This is a genomic window from Pseudoalteromonas sp. Z1A2 (assembly GCF_011378755.1).
Taxonomy (GTDB): Bacteria; Pseudomonadota; Gammaproteobacteria; order Enterobacterales; family Alteromonadaceae; genus Pseudoalteromonas; species Pseudoalteromonas distincta.
In genome coordinates this window covers 1-16,415 of sequence record NZ_WTKX01000012.1, presented here as the reverse complement: position 1 = coordinate 16,415, position 16,415 = coordinate 1, and the positions used below count along the sequence as shown (strand labels likewise).

General features: G+C 41.3%; 16 protein-coding genes. 8 read left to right on the top strand and 8 right to left on the bottom strand.

The genetic code is table 11. The features are described 5' to 3' along the window. Positions 1–113: 113 nt before the first annotated feature. Complete coding sequence (locus GQR47_RS10075) at positions 114–2,144, top strand: BCCT family transporter (RefSeq protein WP_024606267.1); 2,031 nt, start codon at positions 114–116, stop codon at positions 2,142–2,144. An 83-nt stretch (positions 2,145–2,227) separates the two neighbouring features. Here the strand turns inward: GQR47_RS10075 and GQR47_RS10070 are convergent, their stop codons facing one another. The 8 genes from GQR47_RS10070 to pspA all read right to left on the bottom strand — a co-directional run bounded on the left by GQR47_RS10070 (position 2,228) and on the right by pspA (position 9,203). Continuing rightward, positions 2,228–2,572 carry a 4a-hydroxytetrahydrobiopterin dehydratase gene (locus GQR47_RS10070; protein WP_002958326.1) on the bottom strand — a complete coding sequence of 115 codons (345 nt, stop codon included), beginning with the start codon at positions 2,570–2,572 and terminating at the stop codon, positions 2,228–2,230. Between the two features lie 37 nt (positions 2,573–2,609). Beyond that, complete coding sequence (gene phhA, locus GQR47_RS10065) at positions 2,610–3,407, bottom strand: phenylalanine 4-monooxygenase (RefSeq protein WP_024596501.1); 798 nt, start codon at positions 3,405–3,407, stop codon at positions 2,610–2,612. Between the two features lie 236 nt (positions 3,408–3,643). Then, positions 3,644–4,825, bottom strand: a complete 1,182-nt coding sequence (gene megL, locus GQR47_RS10060; RefSeq protein ID WP_024596502.1) for a methionine gamma-lyase — start codon at positions 4,823–4,825, stop codon at positions 3,644–3,646. Positions 4,826–5,335: 510 nt separating this feature from the next. Next, positions 5,336–6,361, bottom strand: a complete 1,026-nt coding sequence (locus tag GQR47_RS10055; protein WP_024603638.1) for a TIGR01620 family protein — start codon at positions 6,359–6,361, stop codon at positions 5,336–5,338. Beyond that, positions 6,358–7,776, bottom strand: coding sequence for a YcjX family protein (locus GQR47_RS10050; protein WP_024603637.1), 1,419 nt, complete (start codon positions 7,774–7,776; stop codon positions 6,358–6,360). Before GQR47_RS10050 ends, GQR47_RS10055 begins: the two co-directional genes overlap by 4 nt. A gap of 63 nt (positions 7,777–7,839) precedes the next feature. After that, complete coding sequence (pspC, locus tag GQR47_RS10045; RefSeq protein WP_024596503.1) at positions 7,840–8,241, bottom strand: envelope stress response membrane protein PspC; 402 nt, start codon at positions 8,239–8,241, stop codon at positions 7,840–7,842. Further along, positions 8,238–8,471 carry an envelope stress response membrane protein PspB gene (gene pspB, locus GQR47_RS10040; RefSeq protein ID WP_024596504.1) on the bottom strand — a complete coding sequence of 78 codons (234 nt, stop codon included), beginning with the start codon at positions 8,469–8,471 and terminating at the stop codon, positions 8,238–8,240. Before pspB ends, pspC begins: the two co-directional genes overlap by 4 nt. 72 nt (positions 8,472–8,543) lie before the next feature. Next, positions 8,544–9,203: a phage shock protein PspA gene (gene pspA, locus GQR47_RS10035; protein WP_007376832.1), complete on the bottom strand. Its 660-nt coding sequence runs from the start codon at positions 9,201–9,203 to the stop codon at positions 8,544–8,546. 186 nt (positions 9,204–9,389) lie between these two features. Between pspA and pspF the strand changes: the two genes are divergently transcribed. The 7 genes from pspF (at position 9,390) to GQR47_RS10000 (ending at position 16,304) form a co-directional block, all read left to right on the top strand. Beyond that, complete coding sequence (gene pspF / locus GQR47_RS10030; RefSeq protein WP_024596505.1) at positions 9,390–10,454, top strand: phage shock protein operon transcriptional activator; 1,065 nt, start codon at positions 9,390–9,392, stop codon at positions 10,452–10,454. Between the two features lie 15 nt (positions 10,455–10,469). Continuing rightward, positions 10,470–12,077, top strand: a complete 1,608-nt coding sequence (locus tag GQR47_RS10025; protein WP_024596506.1) for an ABC transporter substrate-binding protein — start codon at positions 10,470–10,472, stop codon at positions 12,075–12,077. Beyond that, positions 12,077–13,111, top strand: a complete 1,035-nt coding sequence (locus GQR47_RS10020) for an ABC transporter permease (protein WP_002958336.1) — start codon at positions 12,077–12,079, stop codon at positions 13,109–13,111. Before GQR47_RS10025 ends, GQR47_RS10020 begins: the two co-directional genes overlap by 1 nt. Continuing rightward, positions 13,098–13,991 (top strand): ABC transporter permease subunit, encoded by an 894-nt coding sequence (locus GQR47_RS10015; protein ID WP_002958337.1) that lies wholly within the window; start codon positions 13,098–13,100, stop codon positions 13,989–13,991. Before GQR47_RS10020 ends, GQR47_RS10015 begins: the two co-directional genes overlap by 14 nt. Continuing rightward, positions 13,992–14,984: an oligopeptide/dipeptide ABC transporter ATP-binding protein gene (locus GQR47_RS10010; RefSeq protein WP_002958338.1), complete on the top strand. Its 993-nt coding sequence runs from the start codon at positions 13,992–13,994 to the stop codon at positions 14,982–14,984. Continuing rightward, on the top strand, positions 14,984–15,745 hold the full coding sequence (locus tag GQR47_RS10005) for an ABC transporter ATP-binding protein (RefSeq protein ID WP_002958339.1): 762 nt from the start codon (positions 14,984–14,986) through the stop codon (positions 15,743–15,745). Before GQR47_RS10010 ends, GQR47_RS10005 begins: the two co-directional genes overlap by 1 nt. Before the next feature lie 88 nt (positions 15,746–15,833). Beyond that, positions 15,834–16,304, top strand: a complete 471-nt coding sequence (locus GQR47_RS10000) for a VOC family protein (protein WP_024597287.1) — start codon at positions 15,834–15,836, stop codon at positions 16,302–16,304. Positions 16,305–16,415: the final 111 nt, after the last annotated feature.

Genomic DNA, 16,415 nt, shown 5'->3' with positions numbered 1-16,415 from the left:
GCAACAATAAAATTTGATAATCTTAAACAAGAGACTGAATTAGCCAACACACCCAAGATATAATAAGGTAGTAAAGTATAATTGAAAGTTAGCAATTAATATTAAGGATTAATATGACAAAAACTGCTTTACGCTCAACTATTTTGCTACCGGTATTTTTACCTGCAGTGGTTATTATTCTGCTCTTGGTAATTGGTACAATTAGCAACCCTGAACTCGCAGGGCAAGTATTCAGCGTTACCCTCAAGTGGATAACAGAAACCTTTGGTTGGTTTTATATGTTATCAGTCGCTATTTTCTTAGTTTTCATTGTTTGTGTAGCAGCCTCCAGCTGGGGAAATATCAAGCTGGGCCCTGATCATGCGCAGCCGCAATACAGTTTCGCTGAATGGTTTGCTATGCTATTTTCGGCCGGTTACGGAGTCGCATTACTTTATTTTGGTGTAGCAGAGCCCGTGCTCCATTATGCATCTCCGCCCGCAGGCGCAGCAGAAACCGTCGACGCTGCCAAGCAAGCTATGCAAATTGCATTTTTTCATTGGGGTTTTCACATATGGGCAATCTATGGGATTGTCGGTTTAGTCCTTGCGTATTTTGCATTTCGTCATGGCCTCCCACTGTCGATTCGCTCAGCGTTGTATCCACTTATTGGTGATAAAATATATGGTCCTATTGGTCACACTGTTGATGTGTTTGCCATATTAGGCACGTTATTTGGCATTGCCACAACGTTAGGACTTTCCGTTACCCAAATTAATGCTGGGCTGCATTATTTGTGGCCAAGTATCCCTATTAATACCACAGTACAAATTACTGCTATTGCCATTATTACCGCAGCAGCTACTCTCTCAGTAGTGGCTGGGATGGATAAAGGTGTAAAGCGCTTATCTATTGTAAACATGACTCTTGCAGTGTCGTTAATGGCCTTTGTATTTTTTATTGGCCCTACTATTCATATTCTTGAATCGTTTTTACAAAATACCGGCAGCTACCTTAGCGGTATTGTTGAGCGTACTTTTAATTTACAGGCGTACAGCCGTAGTGATTGGATTGGTAACTGGACCCTATTTATATTTGGCTGGACTATTGCTTGGGCACCCTTTGTTGGCATGTTTATCGCTAAAATTAGCCGCGGCAGAACCATCAGGCAATTTGTTGTTGGCGTGATGCTAGTCCCGACTATTTTTACCTTTTTATGGTTTTCTGTGTTTGGTGATACCGCGTTAAATCTAATAATGAATGAAGGGTTCAATACTTTAATTACTGATGTTCAAGCAAACCAAGCTGTTGCATTGTTTCAGTTATTTGAGGTGTTACCGTTATCATTTATTATTTCGCTACTTACCGTTATTCTAATCATTACCTTTTTTGTTACTTCGTCTGACTCAGGATCATTAGTTATTGATTCTCTCGCCTCTGGAGGTAATATTAATACACCCGCATGGCAACGCGTGTTTTGGGCTGTGCTAGAGGGCGCGGTGGCTGCTGTTTTATTAGTGGCAGGTGGGTTAAGTGCGCTACAAACTATGACTATAGCCAGTGCCTTACCCTTTGCGATTATTATGCTTATTGCCACCGCTGGGCTTTGGCGAGCACTCACCATTGAAGGCCATCGCGATACTAGTTTACAAGCACATGCGCTTAATGGCCGTAATATTAACTTATCTCATTGGAAGCGCCGTTTAGCCGCCATGGTTAATTACCCCAATAAAGAAAAAGTACACACCTTCATTAGTAGTGTGGTAGTACAAGCAATGCAAGCCGTTCAGGCTGAATTAAAAGCGCGACAATGGCATGCAGAGGTTGATTTTGATACCGACTTAGGCCGTGCTCATTTAACTGTGCTACGCCATGAGCATGTTGATTTTGTGTATGACATTCGTCTAACCGAACACCCTATGCCAAGCTTTGCCTATTCTGAGCTGAAACCTGAGATTGATAACATCGAAATGTATTACAAGGCTGATGTTTTCTTACGCCGTGGTGGGCAATCTTACGATGTGTATGGTTACAGTGAAGATGATATTGTGAAGGATATTCTTGATCAATTTGAGAATTACTTACACTTTTTAGGTAACAGCCCAGGTGAACTACCTTGGGATATGGCCGAACACGATGACATGTTAAATAGCGATAAACCTTAAATAAGCATCGTATTTAATACACAATTATTGCAATAAAAAAGGCACTGAAAAGTGCCTTTTTAGTTCGCTCAATTAATTTTTAACTACAGCGCGTTAAATACGTCGTCTGTTTTAGCTGCGCAAATAAAATCGTTTTTGTGTAGGCCTTTAATTGAATGGCTCCACCATGTAACCGTTACTTTGCCCCACTCGGTTAATAAACCTGGGTGATGGCCTTCGTCTTCTGCCATGTCGCCTACTTTGTTAGTAAACGCGATAGCCTGTTTGAAGTTTTTAAATTTATAAACACGCTCAAGCTGCATAATGCCGTCACGTACTTCTGGTACCCAATCTGGGATTTTAGTAATTAATTGTGCTAACTCTTCGTCAGATACTTTTGGCGCATCTACATGACAGGCTTCGCATTTTTGTGCACTTAATGAAGACATTCTAAATCCTTACTTTTAGCTTTTGTAGCATTAATGTTTAACTGGCTAATTTTTCTTTTGGTGGAAATTTTGGGTCGTGCAAACCAAGCTCTTTAGCTCGCTCAACCAAAGTCATAATATCCATTTGTGATATATCAAACAGATCATGAATCGAATTTATGGTGTAGTACTGTGGTTGCATAATATCAATACGGTACGGCGTACGCAGTACATCTAGAACATTCATTGGGCTGATTTCTGGCGTGTTTGAGTATACGTACTGAGTCTCCCCTGGGCTTGATAAAATACCACCGCCGTAAATACGCAGACCGTGTTCGGTTTGCATTAAACCAAATTCGACTGTAAACCAGTATATACGCGCAAGGTATACACGGTCTTTTTTCTGCGCTGCGTAACCTAATTGCCCGTACTTATGCGTAAACTCGGCAAAGTCAGGGTTAGTTAGCATGGCGCAATGGCCAAATATTTCATGAAAAATATCAGGCTCTTGTAGGTAGTCAAATTCTTCGCGGCTACGAATAAATGTAGCTACCGGAAACTGCTTGTTTGCCAGTAATCTAAAAAACTCATCAAAGTCGATAAGCGCAGGTACTGGTGCAACTTGCCAACCGGTTGTGGCTAGTAACACTTCGTTTAGTTCGCTTAACTGCGGAATGCGGTCGTGCGGCAGGTTAATCTTTTTTAACCCTTGCATGTACTCATCGCAGGCTTTGCCTTCAATGCATGCAAGTTGGCGCGCTACAAGCTCAGACCAAATTTTATTTTCTTCATCACTCCAATGTATAACACCATTTTCGTCTGGTGTTTTGGATGTGTATTTACTTGCTTTAGCCATAAGTACCTTCTTGGGTGTGAGCCCTAAATCGGTGTCAGTGTGATACTCAAACCTAATGAATATCGAATGGCCCCATACTATGCAAAAGTGAAGAAAAGTTTAATAGATAGGCTAACATCAGTATTTAGCGCGATCACTTACATTGTAAAGTTAAAATTACAGCTATGGCACACTAAAAATACAGGCCTTTAAACAAAGGCCTACACCTTGTTTTTAGTGTATATAATTAAATACACCTAACCAATTTTAGTAAAAGCTTGGTCTAAATCACTAATAATGTCGTTAACATCTTCAAGCCCAACCGAGAGTCTGATCAGCCCATCACTTATTCCAGCGGCAGCTCGCTCCTCTGGCGTATAAGGCGAGTGAGTCATAGATGCAGGATGCTGAATCAGTGTTTCAGCGTCGCCGAGGCTTACTGCAAGTGTACAAAGTTTCATACTATCAATAAATTGTGCGCCATCTTGTAGCGTGCCTTTTATTTCAAACGCAATAACACCACCAGCGGCTTTCATTTGATTACCAATAAACTTATAACCTGGGTGCGACTTAAGCCCCGGGTAATATACGGTGCTTACTTGTGGGTGAGCCTCTAGATATTGCGCTATTGTTTGTGCGCTTTGACAATGGCGCTCTATTCTAATAGCGAGTGTTTTTAGGCCTCGATTAATTAGCCATGCATCGTGTGGGCTTATGGTTGCACCAATATCTTTTAGTACGGTCATTTTAATGTGTGTTATGTGCTCAAACGATCCACATACAATACCGGCAACTACATCTCCGTGGCCGTTTAAGTACTTGGTCGCACTGTGCATTATAATGTCGATACCGTATTTTTTAGGCGATTGCAGTAGCGGCGTTAAAAAGGTGTTGTCGACCACACTAATTAAGTTGTGCTCTTTAGCAACTGCGCCAATAAGTGCCAAATCAATAACCGCCATAGTGGGGTTGATTGGCGTTTCTACAAATATCATTTTTGAATTAGGTTTGATGGCAGCGCGTAGTTCGTCCTCGTTGGTCATATCAACAAAAGTGACTTCGATTCCCCAGCGCGGCAACATATGCGAGAAAAACGCAAAGGTACAACCATATAAAGCACTTGAGGCAACAAGATGATCTCCTTGCGATAAAAAGCTCAGTACTGAGGCAGATACAGCCCCCATACCTGTTGCGGTTGCAGCTGCTGCTTCACAACTCTCTAGTTGAGCAACTTTTTGTTCAAGCTCTGTGGTTGTGGGGTTTCCTAAACGCGTATAAATATAGCCAGGTTCGTCGCCTGCAAAACGCGCAGCACCTTGTGCGGCATTTTCAAAATGAAAGGTCGAGGTTTGATACAAAGGAGAAGTAAGTGCGCCGTGCGGGTCGTTTGCTTTTTGTGGTCCGTGAATACACTGGGTGTTTATATGATGCTTGCTCATTGTAGGCTCATTTTTTTGATTATTATGTTTTTGCGATTCAACAATCAAAACGTATGCGCTTACAAACAGCAAGCATGCCGGATGCTCAGATGGCTATTTGTGTAAAAACCGTGCAGCGCACGTTTGTACACAAATATTGCCACCAGGGCGTGTTGACCTTTGCGGATTGAAATTTGTTCAATCCAAGGAAGATTAAATCGCGGCGCGAGGTTTGTAACCTAGTGGGCTCGGTAACTGCTCCTGCGTTACCCTACTGGCTTACATCCATGTAAGAATAAGTAAAACCGAGCAAAGCTTCCGCGTCCTGCTCACGCCCCTTACCTACATCCATGTAGGCAACAAAGAGTAAATAGCCCCTAGGAAGAACCCTTTGGGCAGCGCCTGTTTGGCATTAATGCTACGTTATCACCTATTTATGGGGAATAACCACACTACATAGGCTCTGCCTTGCCTAAATACCAAACAGACTGCTGCAAATTCAACCATCAAAGATAAACACGCCCTCGTATTTTACTGCGTTGACTCCGCCTTTTTACGGCTCATAATTTTACCTGCGATGCTTTGCACAGTGCCTTTTAGTAAGCTGCGTTTGTTTTCAAGCCGTGGTAATGGGCGACTAAGCTCCATTGCTTTGTAACCAATACGCGCTGTAAAAATACCGGCGCTGACCCCTTGCGCAGCTCGTCCCGAAAGCTTACCTAAAAGCTCAGCACTTAGTGCAGTTGCAGCAAGGTCAGATACAAGCTCTGCACTGCCAACAAACATTACTTGTTTTATCAACATGCGGTATAACTTTATACGGCTCGCGTAGCCAAAACCAATGCCGTAAATTTTACCAATTTGTTCAATTAACTTAGTACCACGCCAAAGCACAGCCATCATATCCACCAGCGCAAGCGGGCTTAGGGCAACTAGCAGTGCAGATTCAGTCGCAAAACGATTTATAAGCTTTTTAGCTTTGGTGTCTTGGGTTATTAATAAACTGTTGGCGTACAGCGTCATTATTTCTTTGTCGCTGTGATGCATCGCTACTTGGTTTTTAAAGGTTTCAAAGTTATCAAGCTCCTGATGTTTATTAAGCTTTTCGAGCCAAGGTAATGCACCGCCTACTTGCTCGCTGTTTAAAAGCCTGTCGGCTTCAACTCGGTGCAGTTGGTTCCGCTTTAAACTGCGCAGCATTCGGTACTCTCGCCACAATAAGCGCCCAATTAGCAGCACGCCACTTACAACCGCAGTTAAATAAACACTGCCTAAAATAATTGACTGCTCGAAAGCAAATAATAACGAGTACGCAAACTCTAAAAGCACCAGTACTATAAAACTAATAGCAAAAACACCTTTAAGCGTTTGCCACTTTGACTTTTTGTACACAGGTTCCAGATCTATTTCTGGCTCTAGTGCTTCATCTTCAAGTTCTTCGTAATCACTTTGTCCGTGCTGAATAATTTTTGCAGGTGCTAAAACGGGTTCGTTTTGCTCAATGCTTTGCGTATCTATACGACGCCCTGCTTGAAATGTTTGGTTTGACTCACTCATGTTAATTTGTCTCCTAGCAGGTACTGCATGACATGATCTAATCGAATATGTTTTAGTTGTTTATCGGGGCTCGGCATTGGAGAGAACGATAAAAACTCAAATCCCTGTGCTGGCCACTCATTTTTATTAAGCATCCGCGAGGGTGGTTGCGGCGGTAGATACGTAAGCCAATCAGGCTCGTGTAATGGTTTACCGTAAATGCAGTCAAGCGTTTGGCCTTTGTCGGTAATTTGGCGCGGTTGCGTTGCTGTAATTGACGACATGGCCATGGTTTCTATTTTTACACCATCAAACTTTAAATGATTACTTTGCTCATGCACGAGCGAATCAAGTAGCAGTGCTAAATCTTTATGGTGCTTAGCACTTATGTGATCTGATTTATTAGCTGCAAATAATATTTTGTCTATGTTGGGCTTAAATAAACGTTTAAAAAAGCCCGACTCGCCATAGTTAAAATGTGCGAGTAATTGGTTTATTACACTGCTTTGCTCTTGGAGTGTTTCGTGCCCTTCGTTTAATGCACTAAGTACATCTACAAGTACAATTTGGCGATCAAAGTGCCTAAAATGCTCATTATAAAATGGTTTTACAACTTCTTTTATATAGGCGTTAAAACGCTTAATTAAATGCGCTAAATTAGAACCCGCAACGACATCGTCACTGTTTATTTCACCCGATACCGGAAAAAACAATAACAATGGCGCGCCTTGTAGGTCGCCAGGCATTAGCATGCGCCCAGGTTGTAACATGGCAAGTTTGGTGTCTTTTTTAAGCCCGACTAACATGCTTTGATAAAGCTGAGCAATATGGGCAAGTGCGTTTTCATCAACGGGGGCGTTTAAGTCAAGTTGATCAACGGCCACTAAAAAGTCACTTGATGTGTTTACGCGCGAAGGCTGAGTTAATAACGGATATTGCTGCTCGCACCATTGAGAATAGCTTTGCTCAAGCATAGGTAAATCAAGGAGCCATTCACCCGGGTAGTCAATAATATCTAAATAAAGCGTTGATTGCGGCGAAAAGTGCCCACGCAGCCCTGCATTACTTTGATACTTTATTGCCAAGCGCAGCGTATTAATACGCTCGGTAGATGCAGGCCATGTAGGCATCCCATCGCTGGGTAATAAAGTATTGAGTGCTCGAGGGTAATTAAACGTAGGGACTTTTAACGCCTCTTGCGGCACAACTTTAGTGGCCACATGGCGGTGCTCGCGCATTACATCAAAAAAAGGTAAGTTTTTATCGTCCGCTTGGGTTGTTAAGTGTTTAACAAGCGCGGTAATAAAGGCAGTTTTACCACTACCACTTAGGCCAGTTACGGCAAGCTTTACGTGTTGGTCTAAACTGCGATGAAGGGCTTTTTGTGCTTTGCCTTTAATGCTTTTAAAGGTCTTTTTTGCAAATGATTGGCTCATAAAGTGTCTTGCACCTAATTTGCCGTAATTTATCACGCTGCAAATAAGGTGCTATTAAATCCTTTAAAGTTTGTTAATTTCACGGCTCACCGTAAACTCGCTTGAAGTTACATGGCGCTCCATATCTTGAAGGCGAGTATCTACACGCGTTAAACGCTCTTTTAAATCTTGCAATGCGCGGCGCGGCGGCTCGCCTTTTTGCCATACTTTAAATTTTACTTCTAGCGGATCATCAGTTTTAGTTGAGCTTTTTGTTTGCGCTGTTGCGGGCTCTTTTTTATCTAAAATGAACCAGGCTGCAATATACGCTACCACAAATAATGGGCCACCCGTTAGCAGTACCGCACTAACAAATATAATGCGAACTAACCATAACTCCATATTAAAGTAGTCACTTAATCCCGCACATACACCGGCTATTTTACCGCGTTGTGGGTCTCTTAATAATTCGCGTTTGGCACTCATACTTTGCGTCTCCATTGTGGTGACTCTTGATCAAGCAATGCTTCAAGTGTTTCTAATCGATCAGCCATTTTTTCAGCTTTGTGTGCAAGCTCAAGTAATTGGCGATGTTCGTGCTCACTTAAACCTTGGCTTACTTGTTTCTTGCTACGGTAGTGCAAAATTAGCCACAGCGGAGCAACAAAAATCATAAACAAGATAAATGGTGCAACTAATATCTCTGGATCAAACATAATCCTCTCCTGACAATCCGTTTTGATGTTTTTAAGCTGGGGCACAAGGGCCCCATATATTTTTATATGTAATTATTTATCAGCTAACTTCTTTTTAAGTTCGGCTAGCTCATCATCTATCTTTTCATTTTTTTGTAGATTAGCAATTTCATCCGCTAACGTCTTTTTACCTAAATCGTACGACTCAATTTGAGATTCTAGTCCATCAATTTTGGTTTCGTAACGTTCAAAGCGGTTAAGTGCTTCTTCTACTTTTGAGCTATCAAGTGTCTTTTTCACTTCAAGGCGCGACTCAGCCGAACGTTGGCGAAGTATAATCGCTTTTTGACGAGATTTAGCATCTGCTAGCTTTTCTTGTAGCGTCGTTACTTCTTGCTGTAATTTCTCAATATGAGACTCTACATGTTCAAGCTCACTCGCTACTGAAGCAACTGCATCTGCCGACTTTTGCTTTTCAAGTAAGGCTGAACGCGCTAAATCGTCGCGGTCTTTACTTAAAGCCAGTTCGGCTTTATCTTGCCAATCACTTACCTGCGCTTTAAGTGTATCTAAGCGGCGTACAATTTCTTTTTTCTCAGCCAATGTTTTAGCTGATGTAGAACGTACTTCAACAAGCGTATCTTCCATTTCTTGAATAATCAGACGAACCATTTTTTCTGGGTCTTCTGCTTTATCTAAAATGGCGTTGATATTAGAATTAACAATATCTGCAAAACGTGAAAAAATTCCCATAACATTTACCTCTGTAATTAAAACTTAGTTAGTCTGCTATAACTAGTATCAATATGCTTGCCAACTTTTTAAAAGTTAAAATACACTTTATTTTCATTACGTTAAACTAAATATACAAATTTCTTTAGTTATCCCTAATTATGAAATACACTAACTGTTAGTAAAAATGACCAAGAGTTAGGAAATATGAGCCAATATCGCCAACAGGATAATTTACTCGGCCAATCAGATAGCTTTCTGTCTGTATTAGATCAGGTATCGCAACTGGCTAATTTAGATAAACCGGTACTTATTATTGGTGAACGCGGCACAGGTAAAGAGCTAATAGCAGCACGCTTACACTTTTTATCAAAACGCTGGGATCAAAACTACGTAAAGCTTAACTGTGCAGCGCTTAACGAAAACCTACTCGAAAGTGAGTTATTTGGCCACGAAAGCGGTGCTTTTACGGGGGCAAGTAAACGTCACGAAGGTCGTTTTGAACGCGCTAACAGCGGCACACTGTTTTTAGATGAATTAGCTAATACCTCAGCTATGGTACAAGAAAAACTGCTGCGCGTTATAGAATACGGTGAGTTTGAACGTGTTGGAGGCAAACAAACTGTAAAAGTAGATACCCGCTTAGTGTGTGCGACAAACGAAGATCTTCCTTATTTGGCCGAGCAAGGTGAATTTAGAAGTGATTTACTCGATCGCCTTGCCTTTGATGTAATTACCCTACCACCACTGCGCGAACGCCAAGACGATATTATGCTTCTTGCTGAGCAGTTTGCGATGAACATGGCGCGCGATTTAGAGTGGGAACTGTTTAGCGGCTTTACCCGAAGCGCAACAGAAACACTGCTTAGTTATGATTGGCCTGGTAATATTCGTGAACTTAAAAATGTGGTTGAACGCAGTTTGTATCGCCACGGTAGTGAACATATTCCCGTTCACCAGATTATTTTAGACCCATTCGATAGCCCATTTAGACCAAAAGCGCGTATTAAAGCACCTGTAGCGGCTCAAACGGTTAATGCAGAGCCTATTGTTGTTACGCCGCCGGTTACTCAAGCAAGCAATGATTCAGCCGTTGATATTCAATTTCCGTGCAGCTTAAAAGAGCATTCAAACGACTTTGAAATAAATATGATTAATAAAGCACTCGAACATAGCCAATTTAATCAAAAGAAAACTGCAGAAGTACTTGGTTTAACGTATCATCAATTACGTGGTTATCTTAAAAAATACAACTTGTTGGATCAACAATAGTCAGAGGTTATGCGGGTGCATAAATTATTACTTGTTTTGCTTACCACCACTTTAGTTGGTTGCCTTGATAGCAAAGAAGAAATCATAGAAGAAAAAAACCAAGGCTTAGTTTATTGCGCTGAAGCTAACCCTGTGTCGTTTAATCCGCAAGTCACGACCACCGGTTCAACTATTGATATAATTGCTAACCAATTATACGACCGCTTAATTAGCATTGACCCTGTTACGGCAGAGTTTCAAAGTGAGCTGGCGACCGATTGGAAAATTAGCAAAGATGGTAAATCGGTTACCTTTACCCTGCGTAAAGATGTAAAGTTTCATACAACTTCTTATTTTACCCCATCGCGGGACTTTAACGCCGACGACGTTATATTCACCTTTAGCCGATTATTCGATGTATATAATCCATATCACTTTGTGGGCGATGCCGATTACCCGTATTTTCAAAGTGTAGGAATTGATCAACTTATTCGCAAAATTGTGCGCGTGTCTGACTACCAAGTCCGTTTTGAATTGTTTAATCCTGAAAGTAGTTTTTTAGCTAATATGGCTACCGACTTTGCCGTGGTGCTTTCAGAAGAATACGCCATGAAACTTAAGAAAAATAATCAAAAGAACTTATTTGATCAGTACCCTATTGGCACCGGCCCGTATATTTATAAAGAATACCGCCGAGATCATCTTGTGCGCTTTTACCGTAACCCACTTTATTGGAAGCATGACGTTGCACTTGAGCAATTGGTTTACGATATAACCCCTAACGGCACTACGCGCATAGCAAAAATGCTGACTAAAGAGTGCGATGTAACGGCTCATCCAAGTAGTGCGCAATTGAGCATTTTAGCGCAACGTGATGATATAAACGTCGAAAAAGAAACAAACTTAAACATAGGTTATTGGGCATTTAATACAGAGCGTGCTCCGTTTGACGACTTACGCGTACGCCAAGCGCTTGCGCACGCAATAGATGTAGATAAAATAATGCAGGCGGTTTATTACGGTAACGGTACTCGCGCACAATCTATTTTGCCGCCAACCTCTTGGGCATTTGAGCCACAAGAAGATATACCTACGTTTGATCCAGAACTTGCTAAAAAATTACTTATTGAAGCAGGGTTGCCTAATGGCTTTGATATGACGATATGGGCTATGCCTGTGAGTCGTATTTATAATCCCAACGCACGTAAAATGGCTGAGCTTATGCAAAGTGATTTACGCAAAGTAGGCGTTAACGTCAGTATTGTAGAATATGAGTGGAATACGTTTATTCAACGTATTGGCGAGCATAGGCACGACAGTGTATTACTTGGTTGGGCCGCAGATACACCCGACCCTGATAACTTTTTTAGCCCGCTGCTGAGTTGCACCGCTACTTTTAGTGGCAAAAACCCTGCAAACTGGTGTAATCCCCAATTTGATTTATTGCTTACTAAAGCACTAGACACCACTGATTTAAACAAACGTAAAAAATACTACGAAGATGCACAAAGCTTAATTATTAAAGAGTTGCCGTTATTACCAATTGCTCATGGCTTGCGCTTTCAAGCAAGTAGCGCTGATGTGGAAGGCATAACACTTGGCCCGTTTGGTGCTATTTCGCTTGCTAATGCGAGGAAAAAATAATGATCTTAGATTATATTTTACGTCGCCTTGGTTTGTTCTTTTTTATGATACTAATGCTCAGCGTATTTACGTTTTCACTGGCGTATTTATTTCCCGGTGATCCGCTAAGTAATTTAAGTGGCATACCAAGTGGTAACTTTGCACAGCATAGTGAGCTTGAGGATAAATATTTATACAACAGCAATTACTTTATGCAATACATTGCCTTTTTAGGGAGAATATTTCAAGGCGATTGGGGGCTTTCATTTGCCTCTGGTAACAGCGTGTTTAGCCATATTATTGACTTACTACCGGCTACTTTAGAGCTAAGCGTATATGCATTAATTGTATCGGTTGTTATTGGTGTACCTACTGGCATTTTAGGCTCTGGCTATCATAAACGCTGGCCCGACAAACTTATAAACTCTGTCACTATGGTAGGTTATTCAATGCCTGTGTTTTGGCTCGCATTGTTGTTAATAATGGTTTTTTCATTAAAGCTTGGCTGGTTTCCTATGTCGGGCAGAATGGGCCTCCTTTACGAAATACCCGCCAGTACAGGGTTTATATTAATTGATATTGCTCTAGCTGGATTTCCATATAAAGGGATGGCCTTTGTTGATGCGCTGCGTCATTTAACACTCCCTACTATTGTATTGGCCATGTATCCAACCACGGTATTAGTGCGCTTTACTCGCGAGTCTATGCTTAAGGTAATGGATCAAAACTTTATTAAAACAGCTAGGGCAAAAGGCCTTAACCGCCGTCAACTTATCATGCACCATGCACTGCGTAATGCTCTACTACCGGTAATTAAGCAAATTGGTTTGCAATTTAGCACCTTGATAACACTTGCGATGATTACTGAAGTTATTTTTTCTTGGCCGGGTATTGGCCGATGGTTAATCGATAGTATTTATCAGCGCGACTTTCCTGCAATTCAAGGCGGATTAATGGCGGTGTCTTTATTTGTTATTTTAGCCTCTATTACAGCTGAGCTTACTTACACTTTATTCGATCCACTCTCGCGGAATCAGGCCCATGGCAAAGTTTAATTTATTTTCTGAAGAGTCGAATAAATCGCCACTTGCGCGATTTTGGCGCAAATTTAAAAACAATCACCCAGCTTTGGTTGGTTTATGGATATTTATGGCGTTTGCATTATTGGCCGCCACAGCTCCTTTTTTAGCGCCCTATGGCGTAAACCAACAGCATAGTGATGCACTACTCATACCGCCCTCATGGCGAGAAATGGGCGATGTACGCTTTATTTTAGGCACCGATGATTTAGGCCGTGATGTACTCTCGCGCTTAATGAATGGTGCAACATATACGTTTGGACTTTCTGTTGTAGCTGCCCTAATCACGACCCTGTTTGGTGTATTAGTGGGGACTTTTGCAGGGATTAGTAAAGGGTTGCGTTCAAGCTTTTTAAATCATTTACTTGATATAACACTTTCTATTCCTTCTTTGTTATTGGCCATAATAATAATCGCCATACTCGGTCCTGGTTTAATGAATACCGTATGGGCAATTATTTTAGCGTTACTACCGCAATTTATTCACTCGGTGCGCAACCTAATTGTTGATGAATTAAGTAAAGATTACATTACTGCGTTTAGACTCGATGGCGCATCTAATTGGCATATAATATCGCGTGGTATTTTCCCTAATATTTATGAGCATATTGTGGTTATATTCACGATGGCGCTTTCTACTGCGATATTAGATATTTCAGCACTGGGATTTTTAAAATTAGGGGCTCAGCCACCAACGACCGAATGGGGCGCAATATTAGCCGAAAATCTAGGCCTTATTTATTTAGCGCCGTGGACTGTAGCGCTACCTGGTGTACTGTTATTTTTAGCCGTGTTATCTACTAATTTAGTAGGCGATGGCCTGCGACAAGTGCTAAAAGCACGTAAGGCTGATTAAATGCAATTACTCGATGTTCGTAACTTAACAATTGAACTACGTACCTCTGAAACTGTAATTAGAGCTGTAGACAGAGTGAGCTTTAGCTTAAAAGAAGGTGAAGTACATGCGCTTGTGGGCGAGTCTGGCTCTGGCAAAAGCTTAATAGCAAAAGCGATTATTGGTGTATTAAACGAGCGCTGGGATATTACTGCCGACCGTATTCATTGGCGCGGCGTAGACTTAATGCGTTTAAGCCCAGAGAAACGCCGTAAAATAGTAAGCCAAGATATAGCGATGATCTATCAAGACCCAAGTCGCTGCCTTGACCCAACCGCTAAAATATTTGACCAAATTGCCGAAACACTCCCAGAGGTCGCAACTAAAGGTTTCTTTTTAAAACGCAACCGAGAGAGAAAAGACAGAGTAAAAGCGCTTATTCATAAGGTGGGTATTAAAAACCACGAAGCGGTACTAAGTAGTTACCCTCATGAGCTCTCTGAAGGCGTATGTCAAAAAGTAATGATTGCGATGGCCATTGCTCGCACGCCTAAACTTTTAATCGCTGATGAGCCCACTACAGCGCTTGAGAGCACAACTCGCGCACAAGTATTTAGGTTACTAAAAAGCTTAAATCAACTTAAAAACATGTCTATTTTGATGATCTCTCATGAACTGGAAGAGATTGCACATTGGTCGCATGGCATTCATGTCTTATATTGCGGGCAAATGGTTGAAGCAGGCCCAACCCATGAAATATTTAAACAGCCTCGCCATCCATACACGCAAGCATTACTAAAAAGCTTGCCAGACTACGAGCAAGGCTTAGCACATAAAGAACCTTTTTATGCGCTTAAAGGGACTATCCCTACCCTGCAACATTTGCCCATTGGCTGTCGCCTTGGGCCGCGTTGTCCGCAAGCACAAAAAGCCTGTGTGGTTACACCAGCCCTAACTAAGCATCATGGCCATAGTTATGCGTGTCACTTCCCGTTAATTAAGGACATGAAGTAATGCAACCACTGTTAAAAGTACAAGCACTTTGTAAAACCTTTAATGTGCGAGCTGGGCTTTTTTCACGTAAAAAGTTTGAAGTCCTTAAAAACATTTCATTTTGCGTAGGTAAAGGTGAAAGCATTGCCATAATTGGCGAAACAGGCGCAGGTAAAAGTACGTTGGCAAAACTACTTTCAGGAGCTGATAGCGCTGATAGCGGGCAAATTTTGCTCGAGAATAATATTATCGAAGATAATGGCGTACGCGATAATCAATGTCGCCATATTCGTATGATTTTTCAAGATTCAGCTGCATCGCTCAACCCGGGGTTAACCATTGGCGAAATGCTTGATGATTGCCTGCAATATAATACTGAGCTTGATGCTAGTGAACGCACTGAAAAGATTGATGCAACGCTTTCTAAGGTGGGTTTGTTAATTGATCATAAACACTACTACCCGCATATGTTTAGTGTGGGGCAGCTACAGCGTGTAGCGTTTTCTCGTGCATTAATTTTAGATCCTAAGGTGATTGTACTTGATGAAGCTGTTTCATCTTTAGATCCCTCTATACGGGCGCAAATAGTAAACTTGTTACTTAAGCTGCAGCGCGATACAGGCCTTACGTATGTGATGATCACTCATCATTTAAGTTTAGTACGTCACATTAGTGATTTTGTAGTTGTACTTGATAAAGGCGAAGTGGTTGAATACGGTCCTACTGAAGATGTTTTTCAAAACCCTCAATCAAAAGTAACGCAGCGTTTATTAAGCTGCTAAAGCAGATTATAAATACCTAACTTTTTTGTAAGGTAACCGTATTTAACTAGGTCTTCTTGTTAATTGTATTTAATTAACAAGAGATCTCATGCTTAAACAAAAGTTACTACTTAGCCTTTCCCCATTACTCCTTCTATCAGCCTCAGCTATTGCTGATACAAATTGGGTTGGTGGCGTTGATCATTTAGGTTTAACCGTATCAAACTTAGATGCATCCAAAGCATTTTTTACTGATGTACTTGGCTTTAAAACGCTAGGGAATGACCCAGTCTATCCTGCTTATTTTTTATCAAACAATAAAATAACCATTACATTATGGCGCGTGAAAAACGATGCAAAACGTGTGGAGTTTAATCGAGCAGAAAATGTGGGCTTACACCATTTAGCACTCAGTGTTGAAAGTATCAAAAAGTTAAGCGAGCTACATGAACACTTAAAAATGCAAAATAATATTATTATAGAGTTTGCACCCGAAAACTTAGGTAGCGGCCCAACCCAACATATGATGATAAGAGAGCCTAGCGGCAATCGGATTGAGTTTATTGCCAGAGGTAATTAAAAGACAATAAAAAAGGCGCTTTAAAAGCTGTCTCTTATACACAAATCCCTGCTAAGAAATTAGCGGGGATTTTTTTGAACTAAATCTCAATGTCATGATCAGATCTTCAAA

Excerpts from the sequence above, each read along its gene's own strand:
- phhA (WP_024596501.1), bottom strand. The coding sequence starts at position 3,407 with ATGGCTAAAGCAAGTAAATACACATCCAAAACACCAGACGAAAATGGT.
- GQR47_RS10005 (WP_002958339.1), top strand. The coding sequence starts at position 14,984 with ATGCAACCACTGTTAAAAGTACAAGCACTTTGTAAAACCTTTAATGTG.
- GQR47_RS10075 (WP_024606267.1), top strand. The coding sequence starts at position 114 with ATGACAAAAACTGCTTTACGCTCAACTATTTTGCTACCGGTATTTTTA.
- GQR47_RS10015 (WP_002958337.1), top strand. The coding sequence starts at position 13,098 with ATGGCAAAGTTTAATTTATTTTCTGAAGAGTCGAATAAATCGCCACTT.
- pspB (WP_024596504.1), bottom strand. The coding sequence starts at position 8,471 with ATGTTTGATCCAGAGATATTAGTTGCACCATTTATCTTGTTTATGATT.
- GQR47_RS10070 (WP_002958326.1), bottom strand. The coding sequence starts at position 2,572 with ATGTCTTCATTAAGTGCACAAAAATGCGAAGCCTGTCATGTAGATGCG.
- GQR47_RS10050 (WP_024603637.1), bottom strand. The coding sequence starts at position 7,776 with ATGAGCCAATCATTTGCAAAAAAGACCTTTAAAAGCATTAAAGGCAAA.
- GQR47_RS10000 (WP_024597287.1), top strand. The coding sequence starts at position 15,834 with ATGCTTAAACAAAAGTTACTACTTAGCCTTTCCCCATTACTCCTTCTA.
- pspA (WP_007376832.1), bottom strand. The coding sequence starts at position 9,203 with ATGGGAATTTTTTCACGTTTTGCAGATATTGTTAATTCTAATATCAAC.
- pspC (WP_024596503.1), bottom strand. The coding sequence starts at position 8,241 with ATGAGTGCCAAACGCGAATTATTAAGAGACCCACAACGCGGTAAAATA.
- pspF (WP_024596505.1), top strand. The coding sequence starts at position 9,390 with ATGAGCCAATATCGCCAACAGGATAATTTACTCGGCCAATCAGATAGC.
- GQR47_RS10010 (WP_002958338.1), top strand. The coding sequence starts at position 13,992 with ATGCAATTACTCGATGTTCGTAACTTAACAATTGAACTACGTACCTCT.
- GQR47_RS10055 (WP_024603638.1), bottom strand. The coding sequence starts at position 6,361 with ATGAGTGAGTCAAACCAAACATTTCAAGCAGGGCGTCGTATAGATACG.
- megL (WP_024596502.1), bottom strand. The coding sequence starts at position 4,825 with ATGAGCAAGCATCATATAAACACCCAGTGTATTCACGGACCACAAAAA.
- GQR47_RS10020 (WP_002958336.1), top strand. The coding sequence starts at position 12,077 with ATGATCTTAGATTATATTTTACGTCGCCTTGGTTTGTTCTTTTTTATG.